At 46.6% G+C, this 16,313-nt stretch carries 19 protein-coding genes and 2 tRNA genes; 20 read left to right on the top strand and 1 reads right to left on the bottom strand.

Going from position 1 to position 16,313, the window contains the following annotated elements; genetic code table 11:
- Positions 1-34: 34 nt before the first annotated feature.
- The 17 genes from mcrD (at position 35) to fmt (ending at position 12,129) form a co-directional block, all read left to right on the top strand.
- On the top strand, positions 35-460 hold the full coding sequence (mcrD, locus tag T502_RS04695; RefSeq protein WP_342665743.1) for a methyl-coenzyme M reductase operon protein D: 426 nt from the start codon (positions 35-37) through the stop codon (positions 458-460).
- Position 461: 1 nt separating this feature from the next.
- Positions 462-1,082 carry a methyl-coenzyme M reductase I operon protein C gene (gene mcrC / locus T502_RS04690; protein WP_042705996.1) on the top strand — a complete coding sequence of 207 codons (621 nt, stop codon included), beginning with the start codon at positions 462-464 and terminating at the stop codon, positions 1,080-1,082.
- A gap of 19 nt (positions 1,083-1,101) precedes the next feature.
- Positions 1,102-1,863: a coenzyme-B sulfoethylthiotransferase subunit gamma gene (gene mcrG / locus T502_RS04685; protein ID WP_042705995.1), complete on the top strand. Its 762-nt coding sequence runs from the start codon at positions 1,102-1,104 to the stop codon at positions 1,861-1,863.
- Between the two features lie 5 nt (positions 1,864-1,868).
- Positions 1,869-3,575: a coenzyme-B sulfoethylthiotransferase subunit alpha gene (mcrA, locus tag T502_RS04680; protein WP_042705994.1), complete on the top strand. Its 1,707-nt coding sequence runs from the start codon at positions 1,869-1,871 to the stop codon at positions 3,573-3,575.
- A gap of 213 nt (positions 3,576-3,788) precedes the next feature.
- Positions 3,789-4,688 (top strand): tetrahydromethanopterin S-methyltransferase subunit E, encoded by a 900-nt coding sequence (mtrE, locus tag T502_RS04675; protein WP_042705993.1) that lies wholly within the window; start codon positions 3,789-3,791, stop codon positions 4,686-4,688.
- Positions 4,685-5,515 (top strand): tetrahydromethanopterin S-methyltransferase subunit D, encoded by an 831-nt coding sequence (gene mtrD / locus T502_RS04670; protein WP_042705992.1) that lies wholly within the window; start codon positions 4,685-4,687, stop codon positions 5,513-5,515. The genes mtrE and mtrD overlap by 4 nt, the downstream gene beginning before the upstream one ends.
- A gap of 10 nt (positions 5,516-5,525) precedes the next feature.
- On the top strand, positions 5,526-6,386 hold the full coding sequence (gene mtrC, locus T502_RS04665; RefSeq protein WP_042705991.1) for a tetrahydromethanopterin S-methyltransferase subunit MtrC: 861 nt from the start codon (positions 5,526-5,528) through the stop codon (positions 6,384-6,386).
- A gap of 2 nt (positions 6,387-6,388) precedes the next feature.
- Positions 6,389-6,676, top strand: a complete 288-nt coding sequence (gene mtrB, locus T502_RS04660) for a tetrahydromethanopterin S-methyltransferase subunit MtrB (RefSeq protein WP_042705990.1) — start codon at positions 6,389-6,391, stop codon at positions 6,674-6,676.
- Positions 6,677-6,687: 11 nt separating this feature from the next.
- On the top strand, positions 6,688-7,416 hold the full coding sequence (gene mtrA, locus T502_RS04655) for a tetrahydromethanopterin S-methyltransferase subunit A (protein ID WP_042705989.1): 729 nt from the start codon (positions 6,688-6,690) through the stop codon (positions 7,414-7,416).
- Between the two features lie 5 nt (positions 7,417-7,421).
- A complete protein-coding gene (locus tag T502_RS04650; protein ID WP_042705988.1) occupies positions 7,422-7,634 on the top strand; it encodes a tetrahydromethanopterin S-methyltransferase subunit F in 213 nt (70 codons plus the stop codon).
- Between the two features lies 1 nt (position 7,635).
- Positions 7,636-8,379 carry a tetrahydromethanopterin S-methyltransferase subunit A gene (mtrA, locus tag T502_RS04645; RefSeq protein ID WP_042705987.1) on the top strand — a complete coding sequence of 248 codons (744 nt, stop codon included), beginning with the start codon at positions 7,636-7,638 and terminating at the stop codon, positions 8,377-8,379.
- 15 nt (positions 8,380-8,394) lie between these two features.
- The gene (mtrH, locus tag T502_RS04640) at positions 8,395-9,417 is read left to right on the top strand and encodes a tetrahydromethanopterin S-methyltransferase subunit H (RefSeq protein ID WP_042705986.1); all 1,023 of its coding nucleotides are present in this window, start codon (positions 8,395-8,397) and stop codon (positions 9,415-9,417) included.
- 162 nt (positions 9,418-9,579) lie between these two features.
- Positions 9,580-9,652 (top strand) — tRNA-Glu (locus T502_RS04635).
- A 207-nt stretch (positions 9,653-9,859) separates the two neighbouring features.
- Positions 9,860-10,105 (top strand): hypothetical protein, encoded by a 246-nt coding sequence (locus T502_RS04630; RefSeq protein ID WP_042705985.1) that lies wholly within the window; start codon positions 9,860-9,862, stop codon positions 10,103-10,105.
- Positions 10,106-10,225: 120 nt separating this feature from the next.
- Positions 10,226-10,299 (top strand) — tRNA-Val (locus tag T502_RS04625).
- Positions 10,300-10,515: 216 nt separating this feature from the next.
- Entirely contained in the window at positions 10,516-11,118 is a 603-nt protein-coding gene (gene def / locus T502_RS04620; protein WP_084173040.1) for a peptide deformylase, read from the top strand.
- Positions 11,119-12,129 carry a methionyl-tRNA formyltransferase gene (gene fmt, locus T502_RS04615; protein WP_245597761.1) on the top strand — a complete coding sequence of 337 codons (1,011 nt, stop codon included), beginning with the start codon at positions 11,119-11,121 and terminating at the stop codon, positions 12,127-12,129. It begins immediately after the preceding gene.
- A 280-nt stretch (positions 12,130-12,409) separates the two neighbouring features.
- Here fmt and T502_RS04610 read toward each other — a convergent pair whose 3' ends face one another.
- Positions 12,410-12,667: a ribbon-helix-helix protein, CopG family gene (locus T502_RS04610; RefSeq protein ID WP_157197467.1), complete on the bottom strand. Its 258-nt coding sequence runs from the start codon at positions 12,665-12,667 to the stop codon at positions 12,410-12,412.
- Between the two features lie 102 nt (positions 12,668-12,769).
- Here T502_RS04610 and T502_RS04605 point away from each other — a divergent pair, with 102 nt between their 5' ends.
- The 3 genes from T502_RS04605 to T502_RS04595 are packed head-to-tail and all read left to right on the top strand — an operon-like array spanning position 12,770 to position 16,306.
- Positions 12,770-13,738, top strand: a complete 969-nt coding sequence (locus tag T502_RS04605) for a polysaccharide deacetylase family protein (protein WP_084173074.1) — start codon at positions 12,770-12,772, stop codon at positions 13,736-13,738.
- Between the two features lie 19 nt (positions 13,739-13,757).
- Positions 13,758-14,783 (top strand): hypothetical protein, encoded by a 1,026-nt coding sequence (locus T502_RS04600; RefSeq protein WP_042705982.1) that lies wholly within the window; start codon positions 13,758-13,760, stop codon positions 14,781-14,783.
- Positions 14,784-14,794: 11 nt separating this feature from the next.
- Positions 14,795-16,306: an amino acid adenylation domain-containing protein gene (locus T502_RS04595; protein ID WP_042705981.1), complete on the top strand. Its 1,512-nt coding sequence runs from the start codon at positions 14,795-14,797 to the stop codon at positions 16,304-16,306.
- Positions 16,307-16,313 lie beyond the last annotated feature (7 nt).

The following is a 16,313-nucleotide window of genomic DNA, read 5'->3' as shown; positions in this document are numbered from 1 at the left end:
CCAGTTTCCCCAGTGCAGGGTAGTACCCCTCCGCATGCTCAAACCCGAGACCTCGGAGAGATATCTCAACGAGGTTGTAAAGGTTGAAGGAATACGCAGAATGATGGTCAACGGACCGTCAATTCCTGCGGTCGTTCCTTACGGGCCTGCAAGAGGAAGCCCGAATCCGAACTCGAATCGCAGGACCATCAAAGTCGGCGACGCGACAATGGAATTACGGGTACAGGTAGGGTCAATCACCTTTGAGGTCGAAGACGCGGGCGTAATCGAAGAGATAAGGAAAGTGACGAATGCATTCTTCACTCAATTTCCGGCACAGGTCCTTGAAGGCAAATTCATGAAGACCGAAGCGTCTCTCGTGGATTACTGCCGTTACGGTCCCAACGCCGATCCTTCGGTAATCGGTCTCGTCGACCCCAGAAGAAAAGAAGCTCCGGTAATAATACAGGGTAGAAAATAAGATGCCACTAGGTAGAGTCACCCAGGTAGTCGACTGCCGCGAAAGTATGGGCATGGGTAAAGGCGGAGGTCTCGCACAGCGGGGCACAATATCGGAATGCCGCCGACCCGATGTAGTCATAGTCGGCATGTCGCCCGGAAGACGCCATGTGACAAAACCCGTATGTGATATCACATCCGCACTCAGACGCGAAGGTGTCGAGTTCTCGGTAAGCACCATGGTGCTCAATGCCGGAAGCGGAATACCCGCAGATGCGGAAAGCATTGCCGGATCCGTGCTCGGCGCACATTTCGGTGTGAACGAGAAGGAGACCGCTCAGATTGAGCAGCATAAAGTGGCCGTTCTCCATCACGGAAACGTCCGTTCCCATGTTGTAGAAAAGGTCAGAAAGATCCTTTCGCAATGCAATATAGATGCGGTCGTGGTAACACAGGCACCGATAGACTGTGAAGACCTTGCCAAAGTCGGTGTAAAAACCGCTTTTGTACTTCCGGCGGAGAAGGATATCCGCACAAAAGGACGTGTCGTTGCGATTGTCACGGGCGTGACACGCGGTCAGACACCGCCAAGGGAAAAGATCGCTGAAGTGATTTCAGCTGTAATGAACGTAATCAAACATTAAAATTTGAGGTGAAAAAACAATGGCATACACACCACAGTATGGACCGGGTACATCAATCGTTGCGGAAAACAGACGCAAACAGATGAACCCAAACTACAAACTCGAAAAAGTACGTGATGTAACAGATGAAGATGTCGTACTTATCCTCGGTCACCGTGCACCCGGATCAGCATACCCGACAGCACACCCGCCCCTTGCCGAACAGCAGGAGCCGGACTGCCCGATCAGAAAGATTGTAAAACCGACAGAGGGAGCAAAGGCAGGAGACCGCGTACGCTACATCCAGTTCGCAGACTCAATGTTCAACGCACCGTCACAGCCGTACCAGAGAACATACATGGAAATGTACCGCTTCCGCGGTATCGACCCCGGTACACTTTCAGGACGTCAGATCGTCGAGTGTCGTGAGCGTGACCTTGAACAGTACGCAAAGATGCTCATCGAGACAGAGGTCTTCGACCCGGCACTTGTCAGCTGCCGTGGTGCAACAGTTCACGGACACTCACTCCGCCTTGCAGAAGACGGTATGATGTTCGATATGCTCCAGCGCTGTGTCCTCAAGGACGGCGTTGTAAAATACGTAAAGGACCAGATTGGTGAACCCTTAGACCGTGAAGTTTCAGTCGGAAAGCCGATGGACGACGCATGGGTAAAAGCACACTCCACAATCTTCCACTCACTTGCAGGTGTTGCCTTCCGTGACGACAAAGAGTACGTCGAATACATCCAGCGTATCCACGCACTTAGAACAAAATACGGCTTCATGCCGAAAGAGGAGTGATTTAAATGGGAAAAATTGAGAGATCACAGAAACTTTTCCTCGATGCACTTAAGGAGAAGTTCCATGGACAGGACCCCAAGTCCGTAAACACAACATTCTACAACTTCGACGGTGTAAAACAGTCTCCGCGTAAGCGCGAGTTCATGGCTGCAACAAAAGCAATCGAACAGAAGCGCGGAATCTCGATGTACGATCCTGAGCACTGCCACCTCGGCGGTATCCCGATGGGTCAGAGACAGCTCATGACCTACGAAGTTTCCGGAACCGGAACATTCGTAGAGGGTGATGATCTTCACTTCGTCAACAATGCCGCAATGCAGCAGATGTGGGATGATATCAGAAGAACAATCATCGTAGGTATGGACCTTGCACACACAACACTCCAGAAGCGTCTCGGCAAAGAAGTTACACCTGAGACAATCAGCGAGTACCTCCACATCTTAAACCACGCAATGCCGGGCGGAGCAGTCGTACAGGAACACATGGTTGAGACACACCCCGGACTTGTCGACGACTGTTACGTAAAAGTCTTCACAGGCGACGACGAGATGGCAGACTCAATCGAGAAGCAGTTCGTCCTTGACATCGACAAGCTCTTCACACCCGAGCACGCGGCAGTTCTCAAGAAGAACGTCGGCAAATCAATCTACCAGGCAATTCACATCCCGACAATAGTCTCAAGGACTTGTGACGGTGGAACAACCTCCAGATGGTCTGCAATGCAGATCGGTATGTCATTCATCGCAGCATACAGAATGTGTGCCGGTGAAGCGGCAGTAGCAGATCTTTCCTTCGCTGCAAAGCACGCAGGTGTCATTCAGATGGCAACACACCTTCCGGCACGCCGTGCACGCGGTCCGAACGAACCCGGAGGAATTAAATTCGGTCTCTTCTCGGATATTATTCAGGCAAACAGAAAATACCCGAACGACCCTGCAAAAGCATCCCTTGAGGTTGTAGGCGCAGGTACAATGCTCTTCGACCAGATCTGGCTCGGATCTTACATGTCCGGCGGTGTCGGTTTCACACAGTATGCAACAGCCGCATACACGGATAACATCCTTGATGAGTTCACCTACTACGGTATGGACTACATTAAAGACAAATACGGTGTTGACTACAAGAACCCATCCCCCGCAAAGCTCGTAAAACCAACCCAGGAAGTTGTAAACGACATCGCAACCGAAGTCAACCTTAACGGTATGGAGCAGTACGAACAGTATCCGACAATGATGGAAGACCACTTCGGCGGTTCACAGCGTGCAAGTGTCCTTGCGGCATCCTGTGGTATCACCACATCAATCGCAACAGGTAACTCCAACGCAGGTCTCAACGCATGGTACCTTTCGATGCTCATGCACAAGGGAGGCTGGTCACGTCTCGGATTCTTCGGATACGATCTTCAGGACCAGTGCGGTTCGGCAAACTCACTCTCTATGGAGCCTGATCGCGGTCTGATCGGAGAACTTCGCGGACCGAACTACCCGAACTACGCAATGAACGTAGGTCACCAGGGTGAATACGCCGCAATTTCCGGTGCAGCTCACTTCGGACGCGGCGACGCATTCTGTTTCAACCCGCTCGTCAAGATCACATTCGCAGATCCGTCACTGAAATTCGACTTCTCCGAGCCGAGGAAAGAGTTCGCAAAGGGAGCAATCCGCGAATTCGTACCTGCCGGAGAGCGCTCACTGATCATACCTGCAAAGTAAGATCAACCCAATATTTTTTTTCTTAATTAAAAATAATGTGTTAAGCAATTGCAGAAATTTGCTTATATCGCTGTTTTTTTCTCCGTTTGAATTTTTTCAGGCGGGAATTCTTTCGAAAGGTTTAATTAAATATCAAATCAACTATTTTTTGAATCCAAAAGGGTTTAGTGAAATGTGTATCTCTGGTGCAAAAGCACACAGGAGGATGCCTTAATGGAAGAGTTACTATTTGGCATCGGTATAAGCGCTGTTGCAGGCGCTCTTGCCACCGTGTCCGGTGCAGCGGAAGATACTGAATCAGATATCGGTTCACAGGGTGACCCGAACTCACAGGTTCAGTTGGCTCCGCAGATGGGATATATTCACCGTATTTACAGCAAAGCTATTTCCGGTGAACCCCCTGCATACGGTTTATGGTGTACGTTGGGAGCAGGCCTCGCATGGGCGCTGATGGCGATAAACTACAATCCGGTTCTTGCTATAGTCTTAGGTTCGGCTATCGCCGTATTTGTACAGGGTGTATATGCAACTACGGCATACCTGGGCAGGACTGCAAGTCTGGCAAAATTCGAACAGCCGGTTTACATTGATTTAATCAAATCAGTTACAACCGTGACCATGGCACATGCATTTATTGCTATATTTACATGTGTGTCAATGTGTTTCCTTATGGTAAACGCACTCGGACATCCTTTCCCTCTCCCGCTTCTGGGAATTGTATGGGGTATCGCACTCGGTGCGGCAGGTTCCGCAACAGGTAACCCGTTCTACGGAAAGGAACGCCAGTACCAGTCACAGAAGTTTGGTGCGGGTGTCCCGATTTCTGCTTCCGGTAACATCGTACGTTACGCAGAGGCAGGTCAGCGCAGCTCACTCGATAACGGTTGGTTCACCTCAAAGATGGGCGGACCCGCATCCGGTGTCTGTTTCGGTCTCATTGTATTCCTTGAACTGTGGCGTACTATCTTCTTCGAAAGTTTCGCGGCAGGCTGGGGTGCAGTTGTTGCCGGTATCGTATTAATCATCATCTTCATGATAATCGACAGAATGGTCGAGAAGTGGGCACGTAAGACCTACGGTCCCTACACCGAAGAGAAGGAGGCCACAGCATGAGCGCAATTAAAGCGGGCGGCGGCAGCGAAGGAATGAAACCGGTAGCTGTTGTTGTCGGTATCATTCTTTTAATCCTCGCACTCGGAGTTGTATACTATCTCTCGCCCGGAGTCGCATTCATGGGACTTCTCGGAGTCGTCATCGGCGGTCTTCTGATCGGTTTCGGTGTTCACTTCGTTCCTGTCGGCGGTGCTCCCGCAGCTATGGGTCAGTCACCCGGTATTGCAACTGGTGTAACAATGCTTGCAGCCGGTGCGGGTCTTGCAGGTCTCTTCGGAGGCGCATGGGCAGCCGAGTACGGTCTTGCCGTTGCACTCGCAGGCGGAGCAATAGGCGGCGGTCTCATGATGGCAATCACCTGTTTAATGGTCAACATTATCTACGTCTATGCAATGGGTATCCCCGCTGCATCAGGTAAGGTAGCAAAAGACCCGATTACAGGCGACACATTTGAGGCATACAAGTCACAGGGTACCGAGGGTCACGGTCTTCCGTTCATCTCCTACGTAGGCGGTGTTATCGGAGGTATCCTCGGCGGTCTCGGCGGTACGCTCATCTACCTTGAGCTTCTCGAAGTCTATGAGACATTCCTTCCGACTCTGCTCAATGCATCTCCGGATGAGGTTAAGGCGCTTGCAGTCGGACTTGCGGGTATCTTCGCTATCGGTATGTTCCTTGTCAACGCGGTTATTGCCGCATACAACATTACGGGTACTATCGAGGGTCCGCACGATCCGAAGTTCAAGAGATTCCCGCGTGCGGTTATCGGCTGTGCAGTGGCATCCGCAGTCTGCGGTGTTCTTGCAATATTTGTGGTATTGGTGTGAGGTATAAAAGATGACAGTTCAAATTACAGCTTCAGAAGGCGGAATGTCGCACAACAAAGTGCTCGGCATTGGTCTTATCGGTGCAATTATCTGCATGTATCTTACATACCTCAATACACTGCTCGGAGTTCAGTATTTCTCGTTCTTCGGCGGTATTGCAGCAGTATTTGCCCTCTGGTGGGGTACGGATACAATCAAACACCTGTGCAGCTACGGTCTCGGTACCGGTGTGCCGTCGGCAGGTATGATTGCACTCGGCAGCGGTGTTATTGCAATGATTCTTGCAACAAAGGTCAACACATTCGGACCGCTCGTAATTCCGGTCTTATGTGTCGTTATTGCAGCAATCCTCGGCGCAATCATCGGTTACGTCGCGAACAACATTGTTAACATGAACATTCCGGTAATGGTTGTCTCAATCGCGGAACTCTGTATCGTCGGTGCGGTTACCGTCCTCGGTCTTACCGCAATGGCAACGGGTACTTTCGTATTCACTGACCTCATTGCAGGCACGGCAACATTCTTCGGAATTCCTGTAACAAACTACGCCGCGTCGTATCTCGGCGGCGGTGCAATTGCCGTTGTATTCATGCTCGGCGCAATTGCCGTTCAGCATGCGTTCAATGCATGTCTCGGACCGAACGAGTCCCAGGACAGAACACTCATGCTTGCCGCGGAGTGCGGTTTCATCAGCATGTTCTGCGTATCAATCATGTCGGTTGCATTCTTAAGTCTTTCAGCCGTCCTGGTTTCATTCCTTGTCTCGCTTATCGGATGGGTCTACACCTACAAGAAGTACTTCGTACTCTCCAAGCGCGACGCATTCATGTGGCTTGACGCAAAGCCGATTCGTGAGAAGGAGGAGGCGTAAAAATGGGAACCAATATATTAGTGCTTCCGGAATACGGACTCGTTGCCGATCCGAAAGTCGGTATTGTCGGACATGAGGGTGCATCTTACGGACCAATCATCGATAAGGTCGGGGAACTCGAGCTTATTACGGATGATATCGTCGGAATGCTCTCGGGAGAAGGCAGTTTCCTGTCATCGTTCCCGCACAGAGAACAGTCTCTGGTCTATGCGGGTAGCGTGACGGCAATGTGGTACGGTATAGCGGTCGGATTACTTGTGGCAGGTTTACTTGCATTTGCGTTCATCTGAGGTAAAAGAAAATGGCAGATAAAACATCTCCGGCCTCGGGCTGGCCGAAAATACAGGGAGATTTCCACGTAGGCGATGAAAAGAGCGCCGTTGCGGTTATTACCGTCGGTTCTCACCTCGACGAGCAGGCAGTCTGTGATGCGGGCGCCGCAATCTGCGGTTCCTGTAAGACGGAAAACCTCGGTCTCGAGAAGATCGTCGCCAACATTATTGCGAATCCGAACATCCGATTCATCATCACATGCGGAACCGAAGTTAAGGGTCACCTCTCCGGTCAATGTTTACAGGCTCTCCACAAAAACGGTGTTGAGGGCGGAAAGATTGTCGGCGCAGAGGGCGCAATTCCGTTCATCGAGAATCTTACCGAAGATGCCATCAAGCGTTTCCAGGAACAGGTCGAGATAGTCGACATAATGGAGACAGAAGATCTTGAGGTCATCAAAGCAAAGATCAACGAGCTTACCGCAAAGGATCCGGGCAACCTGCCCAAAGAGCCGATTGTCGTCGAGGTAAAGGACGACAGCGCAGGCGGAGCGGATGCGGGCGAGAGCGGCGAAGAAGCCGAGATGACGGCGGAAGTAGCCCTCATTACCGCAAGGATGAAGGTCATTCAGCAGTCGGTTACAAATATCGGTCTTCAGAACCGTTTCTATGCGGGTGTCTACTCTGGTAAGATTGAAGGACTCATGATAGGTCTTATCATGTCATTTGTCATACTTGGTTTCCTGTTAATGGGGTGAGATAAATGTCAGACGAAGAGAAAAAATCGACACTTATTAGAATGGCGGCAATCGATGACATGATTGAGGACATGCGCTACAAGGGTCAGATAATGGCAAGAACAAACAAGCTCGAGTCCGGTGTTATGAGCGGAGGTCTTTTAGGTCTCGCTATCGGTCTTGGTCTCTCGTTTGTATTCGTCTTTGTCCCCTGGTTTGTCTTATCGGGAGGCGTCTGAGATGGCAGACAAGAAATCACCGGCGGCAGGCTGGCCGAAGATTCAGGGTGATTACCACAAGGGCGACGAGAACAGTCCTGTTGTAGTCGTAACCGTAGGTTCTCACCTTGACGAGCAGGCAGTCTGTGATGCCGGTGCCGCAATGTGCGGTTCCTGTAAGACAGAGAACCTCGGTCTCGAAAAAATTGTTGCTAACGTTATAGCAAACCCGAATATCAGATTCCTCATTACATGCGGAACCGAAGTTAAGGGTCACCTCTCCGGTCAGTGTCTGCAGGCACTCCATGCAAACGGTGTTGACGGCGGAAAGATTGTCGGAGCACAGGGTGCAATTCCATTCATTGAGAATCTCTCAGCAGAGGCTATCAAGCGTTTCCAGGAACAGGTTGAGATAGTCAACATTATGGAAACGGAAGATCTCGGTGAGATCAAAGCGAAGATCGCTGAGCTTACGGCACGCGATCCGGGAGCCTTCGGAGCCGATCCGATTGTTGTTGAGGTTAAGGAGGACGACGGCGGTGCCGGCGGCGATGCGGCTGTTGCAACGGCAAATCCGCAGTTCCTTGAGATTGAAGCTCGCCTCAACGAGATTGAGAAGAAGCTGGAGTTCGCAGACGGAGAAATCATGCAGCGCAACGGTCGTAAGATCGGTAGGGATATCGGTATCCTTTACGGTCTTACAACAGGTCTGATTGTGTTCATGATGTTATTGGTATTACTCCCGAAACTTTTACAGTTGATATAAGGAGGAGTGACAAAAATGTTCAAATTTGAGAAAGAGCAGACAGTACTTGATTTCAACGGTACTAAGATTGGCGGGCAGCCCGGAGAATATCCGCGTGTGCTCGGCGCTTCAATCTTCTATAACAAGCACGAGACTGTTATCGATGATGTGAAGGGCATTATTGACAAGGACAGGGCAGAGGCACTCTGGAACAGATGTCTTGAACTCTCCGACATTACGGGAGTTCCGCATTTTTGCCAGATTATCTCTGAGACAGGAGAGGCATTCGAGAACTACTTCCAGTGGTTTGACTCGGTCGACAGCAAGACATGTTTCCTTATGGATTCGTCGGCACCTGCCGCACTGGTTCACGCCTGTGAGTATGTTACCGAGGTCGGTCTTGCGGACCGCGCCATCTACAACTCAATCAACGGTTCAATCGTTCCCGAGAACATTGAGGCATTAAAGAACAGTGACGTTAACGCGGCTATTGTTCTTGCATTCAACCCGGGAGACCCGACAGTTGTAGGTCGTGAGAAAGTATTGAACGACGGCGGTGTCGCAGGTCAGGCAAAGTCCATGCTTGCAATCGCGGAAGAGTGCGGTATCACACGCCCGATCCTCGATACGGCTGCAACCCCGCTCGGACTCGGTTCCGGCGGTGCGTTCAGAGAGATTCTTGCATGTAAGGCAATCCACGGTCTGCCGACCGGCGGTGCATACCACAACATGACGGTTTCATGGCCGTGGTTAAAGCGCTGGAGAAAGACCACGCTTTTCGAGCAGTACGAAGGTAAGGATCTCCTCCTCGAGCAGATGGCACACCACCACTTCGGCGGATTCGACGGTATCAGACAGGCTGCATGGTCTTCACCGGATATCGGCTGTAACATCATGGCAGCCACACTCGGTGCGGATCTTATCATGTACGGACCTATCGAGAACTGTGAGGCGGCATCAACCGCTATTGCATTCAGTGATATCGTCCTTGCAGAGGCTGCAAAAGAGTTCGGTCTCGAGCCTCAGGTGGACACTCACCCACTCCTCCATCTTGTATAAGAAAAACCCTAACAATATTTTTTTATTGTTTGCAGAGTCGCGAGATTTATTCTCACATAACTCTGATTTTGCCGCAGTATAATCATTAAGTTTAAGTATTTTTTATGCGAATAAGAAAAAGCATCTTGTGCGAATTGTTTTGCGCGGGTGTCACCGTATCGTGCTGATATAGTGTAGAGGCCAATCATGCAGGACTCTCACTCCTGCGACTCGGGTTCAAATCCCGATATCAGCACTTTTCTGACAGTTTCATAGATTGTTCAGATTGTTTCATTTTCGGTTGCTTTTTTGTGCAGGATACTCGAATATATATAGTATTGACGATTATCATAATTTAGAAAAATATGCGGACTGTTTGTAAAGCCCCTCCGATGCCCGTTATGAGACGCGGCGTCACAATACAGCGGGTTTTACGGATTGTCCGCAAAATGGAGATAACGGTATGGCTAGGAGATGCAGGTATCAGTCGGATGATTATGATGAGGATTCATTGGATCACGAGGATGCGTACGGCGATGACTCGGATTATGAAGGCGATTCTTATTATGATAACGATGACGGCGAGGATTCGTATTATGACGATGAAGACCGCGATCTTTATTCGGACTATGATTCGGATGAAGACGGGCTCGACAGCGATATCTGCGACAAAGAGGTTCGCAGGTATTTGAAGAAGAACCGCAGATAATTTATTTTTTTGTCCTTTTGCCGAATTAATGAACTTTTAATGAAAATTAAATCCAATACCGTACAAAAAAAGAATATTTTTATAGGTCAAGAACATATTTATTAAAGCACACAGTGCGATGGACCTGTGGTCTAGTTGGTTAGGACGTTGCCTTGACATGGCAGAGATCTTGGGTTCGAATCCCAATGGGTCCACTATTTTTGCGGTTTTTGATAAATATTTTTCGTCAGTTTCGGCTTTCATTTTCCTGTATGTCCTGCCGTTATACCTGACTTTCCGTTCATTTTTTCTTTACCGTTCATCTATTCATGTCACATTTTCCTGTCACATTTTCCAGTCACATTTTCCAATCACCTGTTCCTGTCATTTCCCTCGCCACTTTAATCAGTTACGGCGTCGAATACTATGCAATGAAGATAAGAATATTCGGCGATAAGGTTCTGGCGGAGACCGCAAAGCCGGTTGAGATTACGCCGGAGCTTGTGAAACTGCTCGATGAGATGGTGCCTTTCATGCGTAGCGCAAGGGGGGTCGGGCTTGCCGCACCGCAGATTGGTATCTCCGGAAGGTTTTTTGTTATGGATGCCGGCGATAAGGTCCGCAAGGTTATCAATCCCGAGATCGTTTCCTTCGGCAGTAATCAGATTGAGATGGATGAGGGCTGTCTCAGTCTCCCTGGGGTTCACAGAAAGGTGAGAAGACCCAAGAAGATTAACGTCAGGTATACGTCCGAGACGGGTGAGGTTATTGAGGAAGAGCTGAAGAACCTTCCGGCAAGAGTCTTTCAGCATGAGTTCGATCACTTGAACGGCACCGTGTTTACCGACCGCCTCGGTCCCATTCAGAAAAAGATGGTCTCGGGAGAGCTTGAAAGGCTGCGCAAACGTTCGGAGGCTGGCGAGACTTTATCCGCGGATGACAGTTACGCTATCCGCTCTTCGGAATCGTTTCCCGATTACATAAAAGTGAGTTCGGCAGCGGATTCGTCTTCGGAATCGGAGAATAAGGAATAAGTGGGGAAGTATAGAAGTATGCGCATATTGTTCATGGGAACGCCGGAGTATGCGGTCGCGGCTTTGAAGATGCTCTGCGAGAAGCATGAGGTCATAGGCGTCGTGACACGGGCGGATAAGCCCAATAAGCGCGGCAATAAGATTCAGTTTTCGCCGGTGAAGGAGTTTGCGCTGGCGAAGGGCATTCCCGTGTTTCAACCGGAGAATCTGAACGATGACGGCGTTTTCGAGGCGCTGTCGGATCTGAATCCGGAGTTGTCGGTCGTTGTCGCATACGGCATGATTGTTCCCGACAGACTGATAAATATGCCCCGTCACGGGACAATCAATATTCACGGCTCTCTACTTCCGCGGTATCGCGGGGCTGCTCCGATGCAGTATTCCGTTCTCAACGGCGATTCGGAAGCGGGGGTTTCCATTATGTATATCACGAGGGAGCTTGATGCCGGCGATGTGATTCTGCAAAAGTCAATTCCCGTAGGTGCGGATGAGACCTTCGGCGAACTACATGACCGTCTGTCCGTTCTCGGCGCCGAAGCACTCGAAGAGGCAATAGGACTTATAGAGTCGGGGAACGTGAATGCGGTGCCGCAGGACGGCAGCAGGGCCACGTTTGCACCCGCGATCTCAAAAGAGGAGTGCGTCATAGACTGGTCGTTGCCCGCACAGCAGGTTCACAACCGCATCAGAGGTCTTTCCCCGATTCCGTGTGCGAATACGCATTTCTCCGACGGCAAACTTCTGAAAGTCTACAGGAGCGAGATTGTAAGATGCGCTCCGAACGGGGTTTCCGGTGAATCCGCTGCTGCCGGTTCGGATATCACGGGTTTTGATTTTGCCGGCGCTGATTGCGGCACGGTTATCGGCGTTATCAGGAAGAAAGGGGCTGTAATCAAGTGCGGTACCGATGCCGTCTGTATCACTTCGGCAAAGCCCGAGGGTAAGAAGGAACTTCCTGGATTTGAGCTGATAAACGGACATTACCTTAAGGTCGGCGACAGGTTGATCTGAAGGGATTATGTACATTTATATAATAGGAGTTACAAGTCTAAGAGTACCCCATAAACCGAACGAATATACAGATTCTATTTAGTGCGTCGATTTTCATATCCGCATCCTGTGCTGTATGCTGTATACCCCGCAGTTTTAAGCTGTTATGATATGATAACATTCCGGCGTTGCCGAATAGAATAAAGGGTCATTTTTCTGATTTGTGTTGTTTTTTTTAAATTTATGTCAGTTTATCAGTTATTTTTTTCTCTTTTTTATTTTGTGAGCTATGTGATTTTGTTTATTTCCGGTTGTTTTGCATTCTTTCTTTGTTTATCCGATATTTAACCCCAATTTCGTCAAGGACTTCAAGGACTGCTTTTTTGATATTGTCGGGGTCCTGTGCGTTCTTGGAATCGCGGTCAAGTTTTTCGCGGCAGGCGCGTCTGATGTATTCCATCGAAGATATTCCGAGGATTTCCGCGGCCGAGTCTATCTCTTTCTTCATGGATTCGGACATCCTGACCGTGGTTTGCGCCTGTTTAAGTTCCCTGACCATTTGTTGAATATGATAAAATCGTGATTTGGAATGTTAATGGGAATTAAAGAACATCAAAGAACATCTTTTATGTGTCTGAGCGTCCAAGTATTCTACACAAGCATGAAGAAAGGAAATACCAAGTTATTCATATCAATGTACCATTACACTAGGGACTTAAGACATAGTCGATATCCTGAAATTAAAGGATTGGATGTTGACCTGTTTCGAAAACAGTTGGAGTTTTTTGAGGAAAACTTCAATGTTTTAAGGATGGAAGAAGTTATCGATGCCGTAAAGGGTAATGATACATTGCCGGACAACGCCGTTCTTCTTACCTTTGATGACGGATACATTGATAATTATACGACTGCATTTCCTATATTGGAGGAATTTGGATTCCAGGGTTCCTTTTTTATTCCCGGAAAGACATTTACGACGCATCAGCTTTTGGACGTAAACAAAATTCATTATATCCTTGCAAGTGCGAACATTAAAAAACTGGTAGCGGACGTAAAGGAAAAGATGGATTTTTACAGAGGAAAGGAGTTTAACTATCCTTCAACAGAAGAGTTATGGAATAAGTATGCAATTGATGATAGGTTTGACAATAAATATACTGTATTTGTTAAGAGGATATTGCAAACCGTACTTCCCGAGAGATTGAGAAATCAGATATCAAGTGATCTCTTTGAAAAATATGTCGGTGTTACGGAGGAACAGTTGGCATATGAGCTCTATATGACACCTGAACAGATTCGCACAATGAAAAAACACGGTATGTTTATTGGAATTCATGGCTATGATCACTATTGGCTTGGGAATCTGTTGCCAGAACAGATGCGTGAAGATATCTCCAAAGCTTTGGAAACAATGTCGGAGTTTATTGATCGCAAAGAGTGGGTCATGAATTATCCGTACGGCAATTTCAACGACGATGTTCTTGCTTACATTAAAGAAAAAGGCGCCTGCTTGGGATTGACAACGGAAGTTAGGACCGCGGATATAGGTAAGGATTCAGCGTTTAAGTTACCGCGGTTGGATTGCAATGATTTTCCGCCGAAGAGTGATAACTATAAGAAGTGGATGTAAAACCCTTATTGGAGTTAATATGAATAATTATGATGAGCAGTATGAATTTCGTGTAGCTAATAGAAATGATATCTCTGACATTATGTGTTTTATAGAGAAATACTGGAAGACTGATCATGTCATGGCTCAAAATCGAGATTTCTTTGAATATGAGTTTTTAGAAGAAGATGGTACGGTAAATTTTATTTTGGCAATTGATAAGAAAAAAGGGACTATAGAATGTCTTAACGGATTCTTAAAAGCTTCACATGATGCTGAACACCTCGATGTTTGGGGTAGTTTTTGGAAAGTCTTGGAAGGGAATATGGGTATGCTTGGCGCAGAGTTGATAAGGAGGAGAAAAGAATTAACAAAATGTAGGTGTGATTTAGATGTTGGTGACAACCCTAAAACTGCAATTCCTGTATTAAAGGTTCTATTAAAACGATACACCACAAAAATGGTACACTATTATATTCTTTCGGAACAAAAAACCTATAAAATTGCAAAAGTATCCTATTTGCCTGAGAAAAAAAAGGGATCATGTTGTTACAATGTTGTAAGGTTTTTTTGTATTGAAGAACTTATGGAACGGTTTGATACGTCCCAGTACATTCATTCTACGCCATATAAGGATCATTGGTACATAAATCATAGATTTTTCGAACATCCTGTATATGATTATGAAGTATATGGTATCGAAAAGGATGGTCGGATAGGTGCATTATTTGTTTTGAGAAATCAGCCGTATGATGATCGGGTTGCTATACGACTAGTTGATTATATTGGCGACAAATCGTTGATCGAAGGAATTGGATCGTTTTTGGAGAATTATCTAGCTCAGAGCGATAAAAATGAGTATATTGATTTTTATTGTGCAGGTATTGATGAAGAATTAATCCTTTCCGCAGGTTTCGTCTCTCTAAAAGATGGTGATGAGAATATCATACCTAATTATTTTGGTCCTTTTGTGCAAGATAACATAGATATTTGGGTAGATTCAAGAGATAATAATTCGCTGTTTATGAAGGCAGATGGTGATCAAGATAGACCAAATGTCATATAAGGGTGAGTTCTATGAATAATTCCGTATTAAATTGGTTAATATATACGTCAAACCGATTCCCTAATAAAGATGCTATTGTTGACGAGAATGGGGGTATTACTTATTTGGAATATCGATGCAAGTCGCAGGCGATAGCAAGACATATTATTGACATCACTGGTGGGATAACCAAGAAACCAATTGTTGTATATATGGACAAGAGCAAAGAAGTTTTAGTCTCTTTTATGGGTATAGCATATAGCGGTTGTTTTTACTCGCCCATAGATATTGATATGCCAAAGTCAAGAGTAGATAAGATACTTGAAGTGCTTGCTCCTCAAATTGTAATTACGACGAAGGAATTAAAGCCTTCTTTTGAAGAGTTCGATTATGACGGAGACTATCTTATTTATGAAGAGATACTTCCTAAAGATGATGATGAAAGAATTGTGAATGGATATACGGCACGTATTATTGATACTGATTTACTGTATGTCCTTTTCACATCTGGTTCTACAGGTATACCCAAAGGTGTTTCAATATGTCACAGATCAGTTATTGATTATACTGATTGGGTATCCGAAACGTTTAAAATTACCGAGCAAGACTCTTTTGGAAATCAAGCCCCTTTTTATTTTGATAATTCGATATTAGACATTTATACCTGCATGAAGACAGGCGCGACTCTATATATAATTCCTAAAAAATTGTTTTACCAGCCTGTTCCATTGCTCGAATATTTAAGAAACAATAAAATAAATACAATATTTTGGGTGCCGTCTGCATTAATTGTTGTTTCAAAGCTGAAAGCATTTCGAAATGTTGATCTGAAAGATACACTAAAAAGAGTTTTATTCTGTGGCGAGGTCATGCCGAATAAACAACTCAATGTCTGGAGAAAGTATCTCCCAAATGTTGTTTATGCCAATCTTTACGGACCAACAGAAATAACTGATGCGTGTACATATTACATTATTGACAGGGATTTTTCGGATGATGAACCGTTGCCTATAGGTATTCCTATGAGTAACACAGATATTCTAGTCCTAAATGATCAAAACCGGATTGTTGAAGGAGATGAGGTGGGAGAACTTTGTGTTAGAGGCACATCTCTCGCAATGGGGTATTATAACAATCTTGAGAAAACACAAGCAGCATTTGTTCAGAATCCTTTGAATAGTGCGGTTCCCGAGATCATTTACAGAACCGGTGATTTGGTTAAGTATAATGAATATGGTGAAATTATTTATTTGTCCCGAAAAGATTTTCAGATAAAGCATATGGGTCATAGGATCGAACTTGGAGAAATTGAAACAGCTGTTTCTTCCTTAGATGAAGTAACTCTCTGTTGTTGCTTGTATGATGAGAATAAACAAAAAATTGTGCTCTTTATTGATTCTGATGTAGATAAGGATTATATTAAAGAAAAACTTGAAAAAATGATTCCTGAATACATGATGCCCGGAAAAGTCGTATATATGGCTGATATGCCGATAAATGCTAACGGAAAAATAGATCGGGTTAAGTTGAAGGAGTTGATGTAACTTGACT

Origin of the sequence: Methanomicrobium mobile BP (assembly GCF_000711215.1) — an archaeon.
Taxonomy (GTDB): domain Archaea; phylum Halobacteriota; class Methanomicrobia; order Methanomicrobiales; family Methanomicrobiaceae; genus Methanomicrobium; species Methanomicrobium mobile.
This window is presented reverse-complemented; position numbering and strand designations above follow the sequence as displayed.

Bases quoted from the DNA above. Each gene is read 5' to 3' on its own strand.
- T502_RS04600 (WP_042705982.1), top strand. From the start codon at position 13,758: ATGAATAATTATGATGAGCAGTATGAATTTCGTGTAGCTAATAGAAAT.
- mcrD (WP_342665743.1), top strand. From the start codon at position 35: ATGCTCAAACCCGAGACCTCGGAGAGATATCTCAACGAGGTTGTAAAG.
- mcrA (WP_042705994.1), top strand. From the start codon at position 1,869: ATGGGAAAAATTGAGAGATCACAGAAACTTTTCCTCGATGCACTTAAG.
- mtrE (WP_042705993.1), top strand. From the start codon at position 3,789: ATGGAAGAGTTACTATTTGGCATCGGTATAAGCGCTGTTGCAGGCGCT.
- T502_RS04630 (WP_042705985.1), top strand. From the start codon at position 9,860: ATGGCTAGGAGATGCAGGTATCAGTCGGATGATTATGATGAGGATTCA.
- def (WP_084173040.1), top strand. From the start codon at position 10,516: ATGAAGATAAGAATATTCGGCGATAAGGTTCTGGCGGAGACCGCAAAG.
- T502_RS04605 (WP_084173074.1), top strand. From the start codon at position 12,770: ATGAAGAAAGGAAATACCAAGTTATTCATATCAATGTACCATTACACT.
- T502_RS04650 (WP_042705988.1), top strand. From the start codon at position 7,422: ATGTCAGACGAAGAGAAAAAATCGACACTTATTAGAATGGCGGCAATC.
- mtrA (WP_042705989.1), top strand. From the start codon at position 6,688: ATGGCAGATAAAACATCTCCGGCCTCGGGCTGGCCGAAAATACAGGGA.
- T502_RS04610 (WP_157197467.1), bottom strand. From the start codon at position 12,667: ATGGTCAGGGAACTTAAACAGGCGCAAACCACGGTCAGGATGTCCGAA.
- T502_RS04595 (WP_042705981.1), top strand. From the start codon at position 14,795: ATGAATAATTCCGTATTAAATTGGTTAATATATACGTCAAACCGATTC.
- mtrB (WP_042705990.1), top strand. From the start codon at position 6,389: ATGGGAACCAATATATTAGTGCTTCCGGAATACGGACTCGTTGCCGAT.
- mtrH (WP_042705986.1), top strand. From the start codon at position 8,395: ATGTTCAAATTTGAGAAAGAGCAGACAGTACTTGATTTCAACGGTACT.
- mtrA (WP_042705987.1), top strand. From the start codon at position 7,636: ATGGCAGACAAGAAATCACCGGCGGCAGGCTGGCCGAAGATTCAGGGT.
- mtrC (WP_042705991.1), top strand. From the start codon at position 5,526: ATGACAGTTCAAATTACAGCTTCAGAAGGCGGAATGTCGCACAACAAA.
- mtrD (WP_042705992.1), top strand. From the start codon at position 4,685: ATGAGCGCAATTAAAGCGGGCGGCGGCAGCGAAGGAATGAAACCGGTA.
- mcrC (WP_042705996.1), top strand. From the start codon at position 462: ATGCCACTAGGTAGAGTCACCCAGGTAGTCGACTGCCGCGAAAGTATG.
- mcrG (WP_042705995.1), top strand. From the start codon at position 1,102: ATGGCATACACACCACAGTATGGACCGGGTACATCAATCGTTGCGGAA.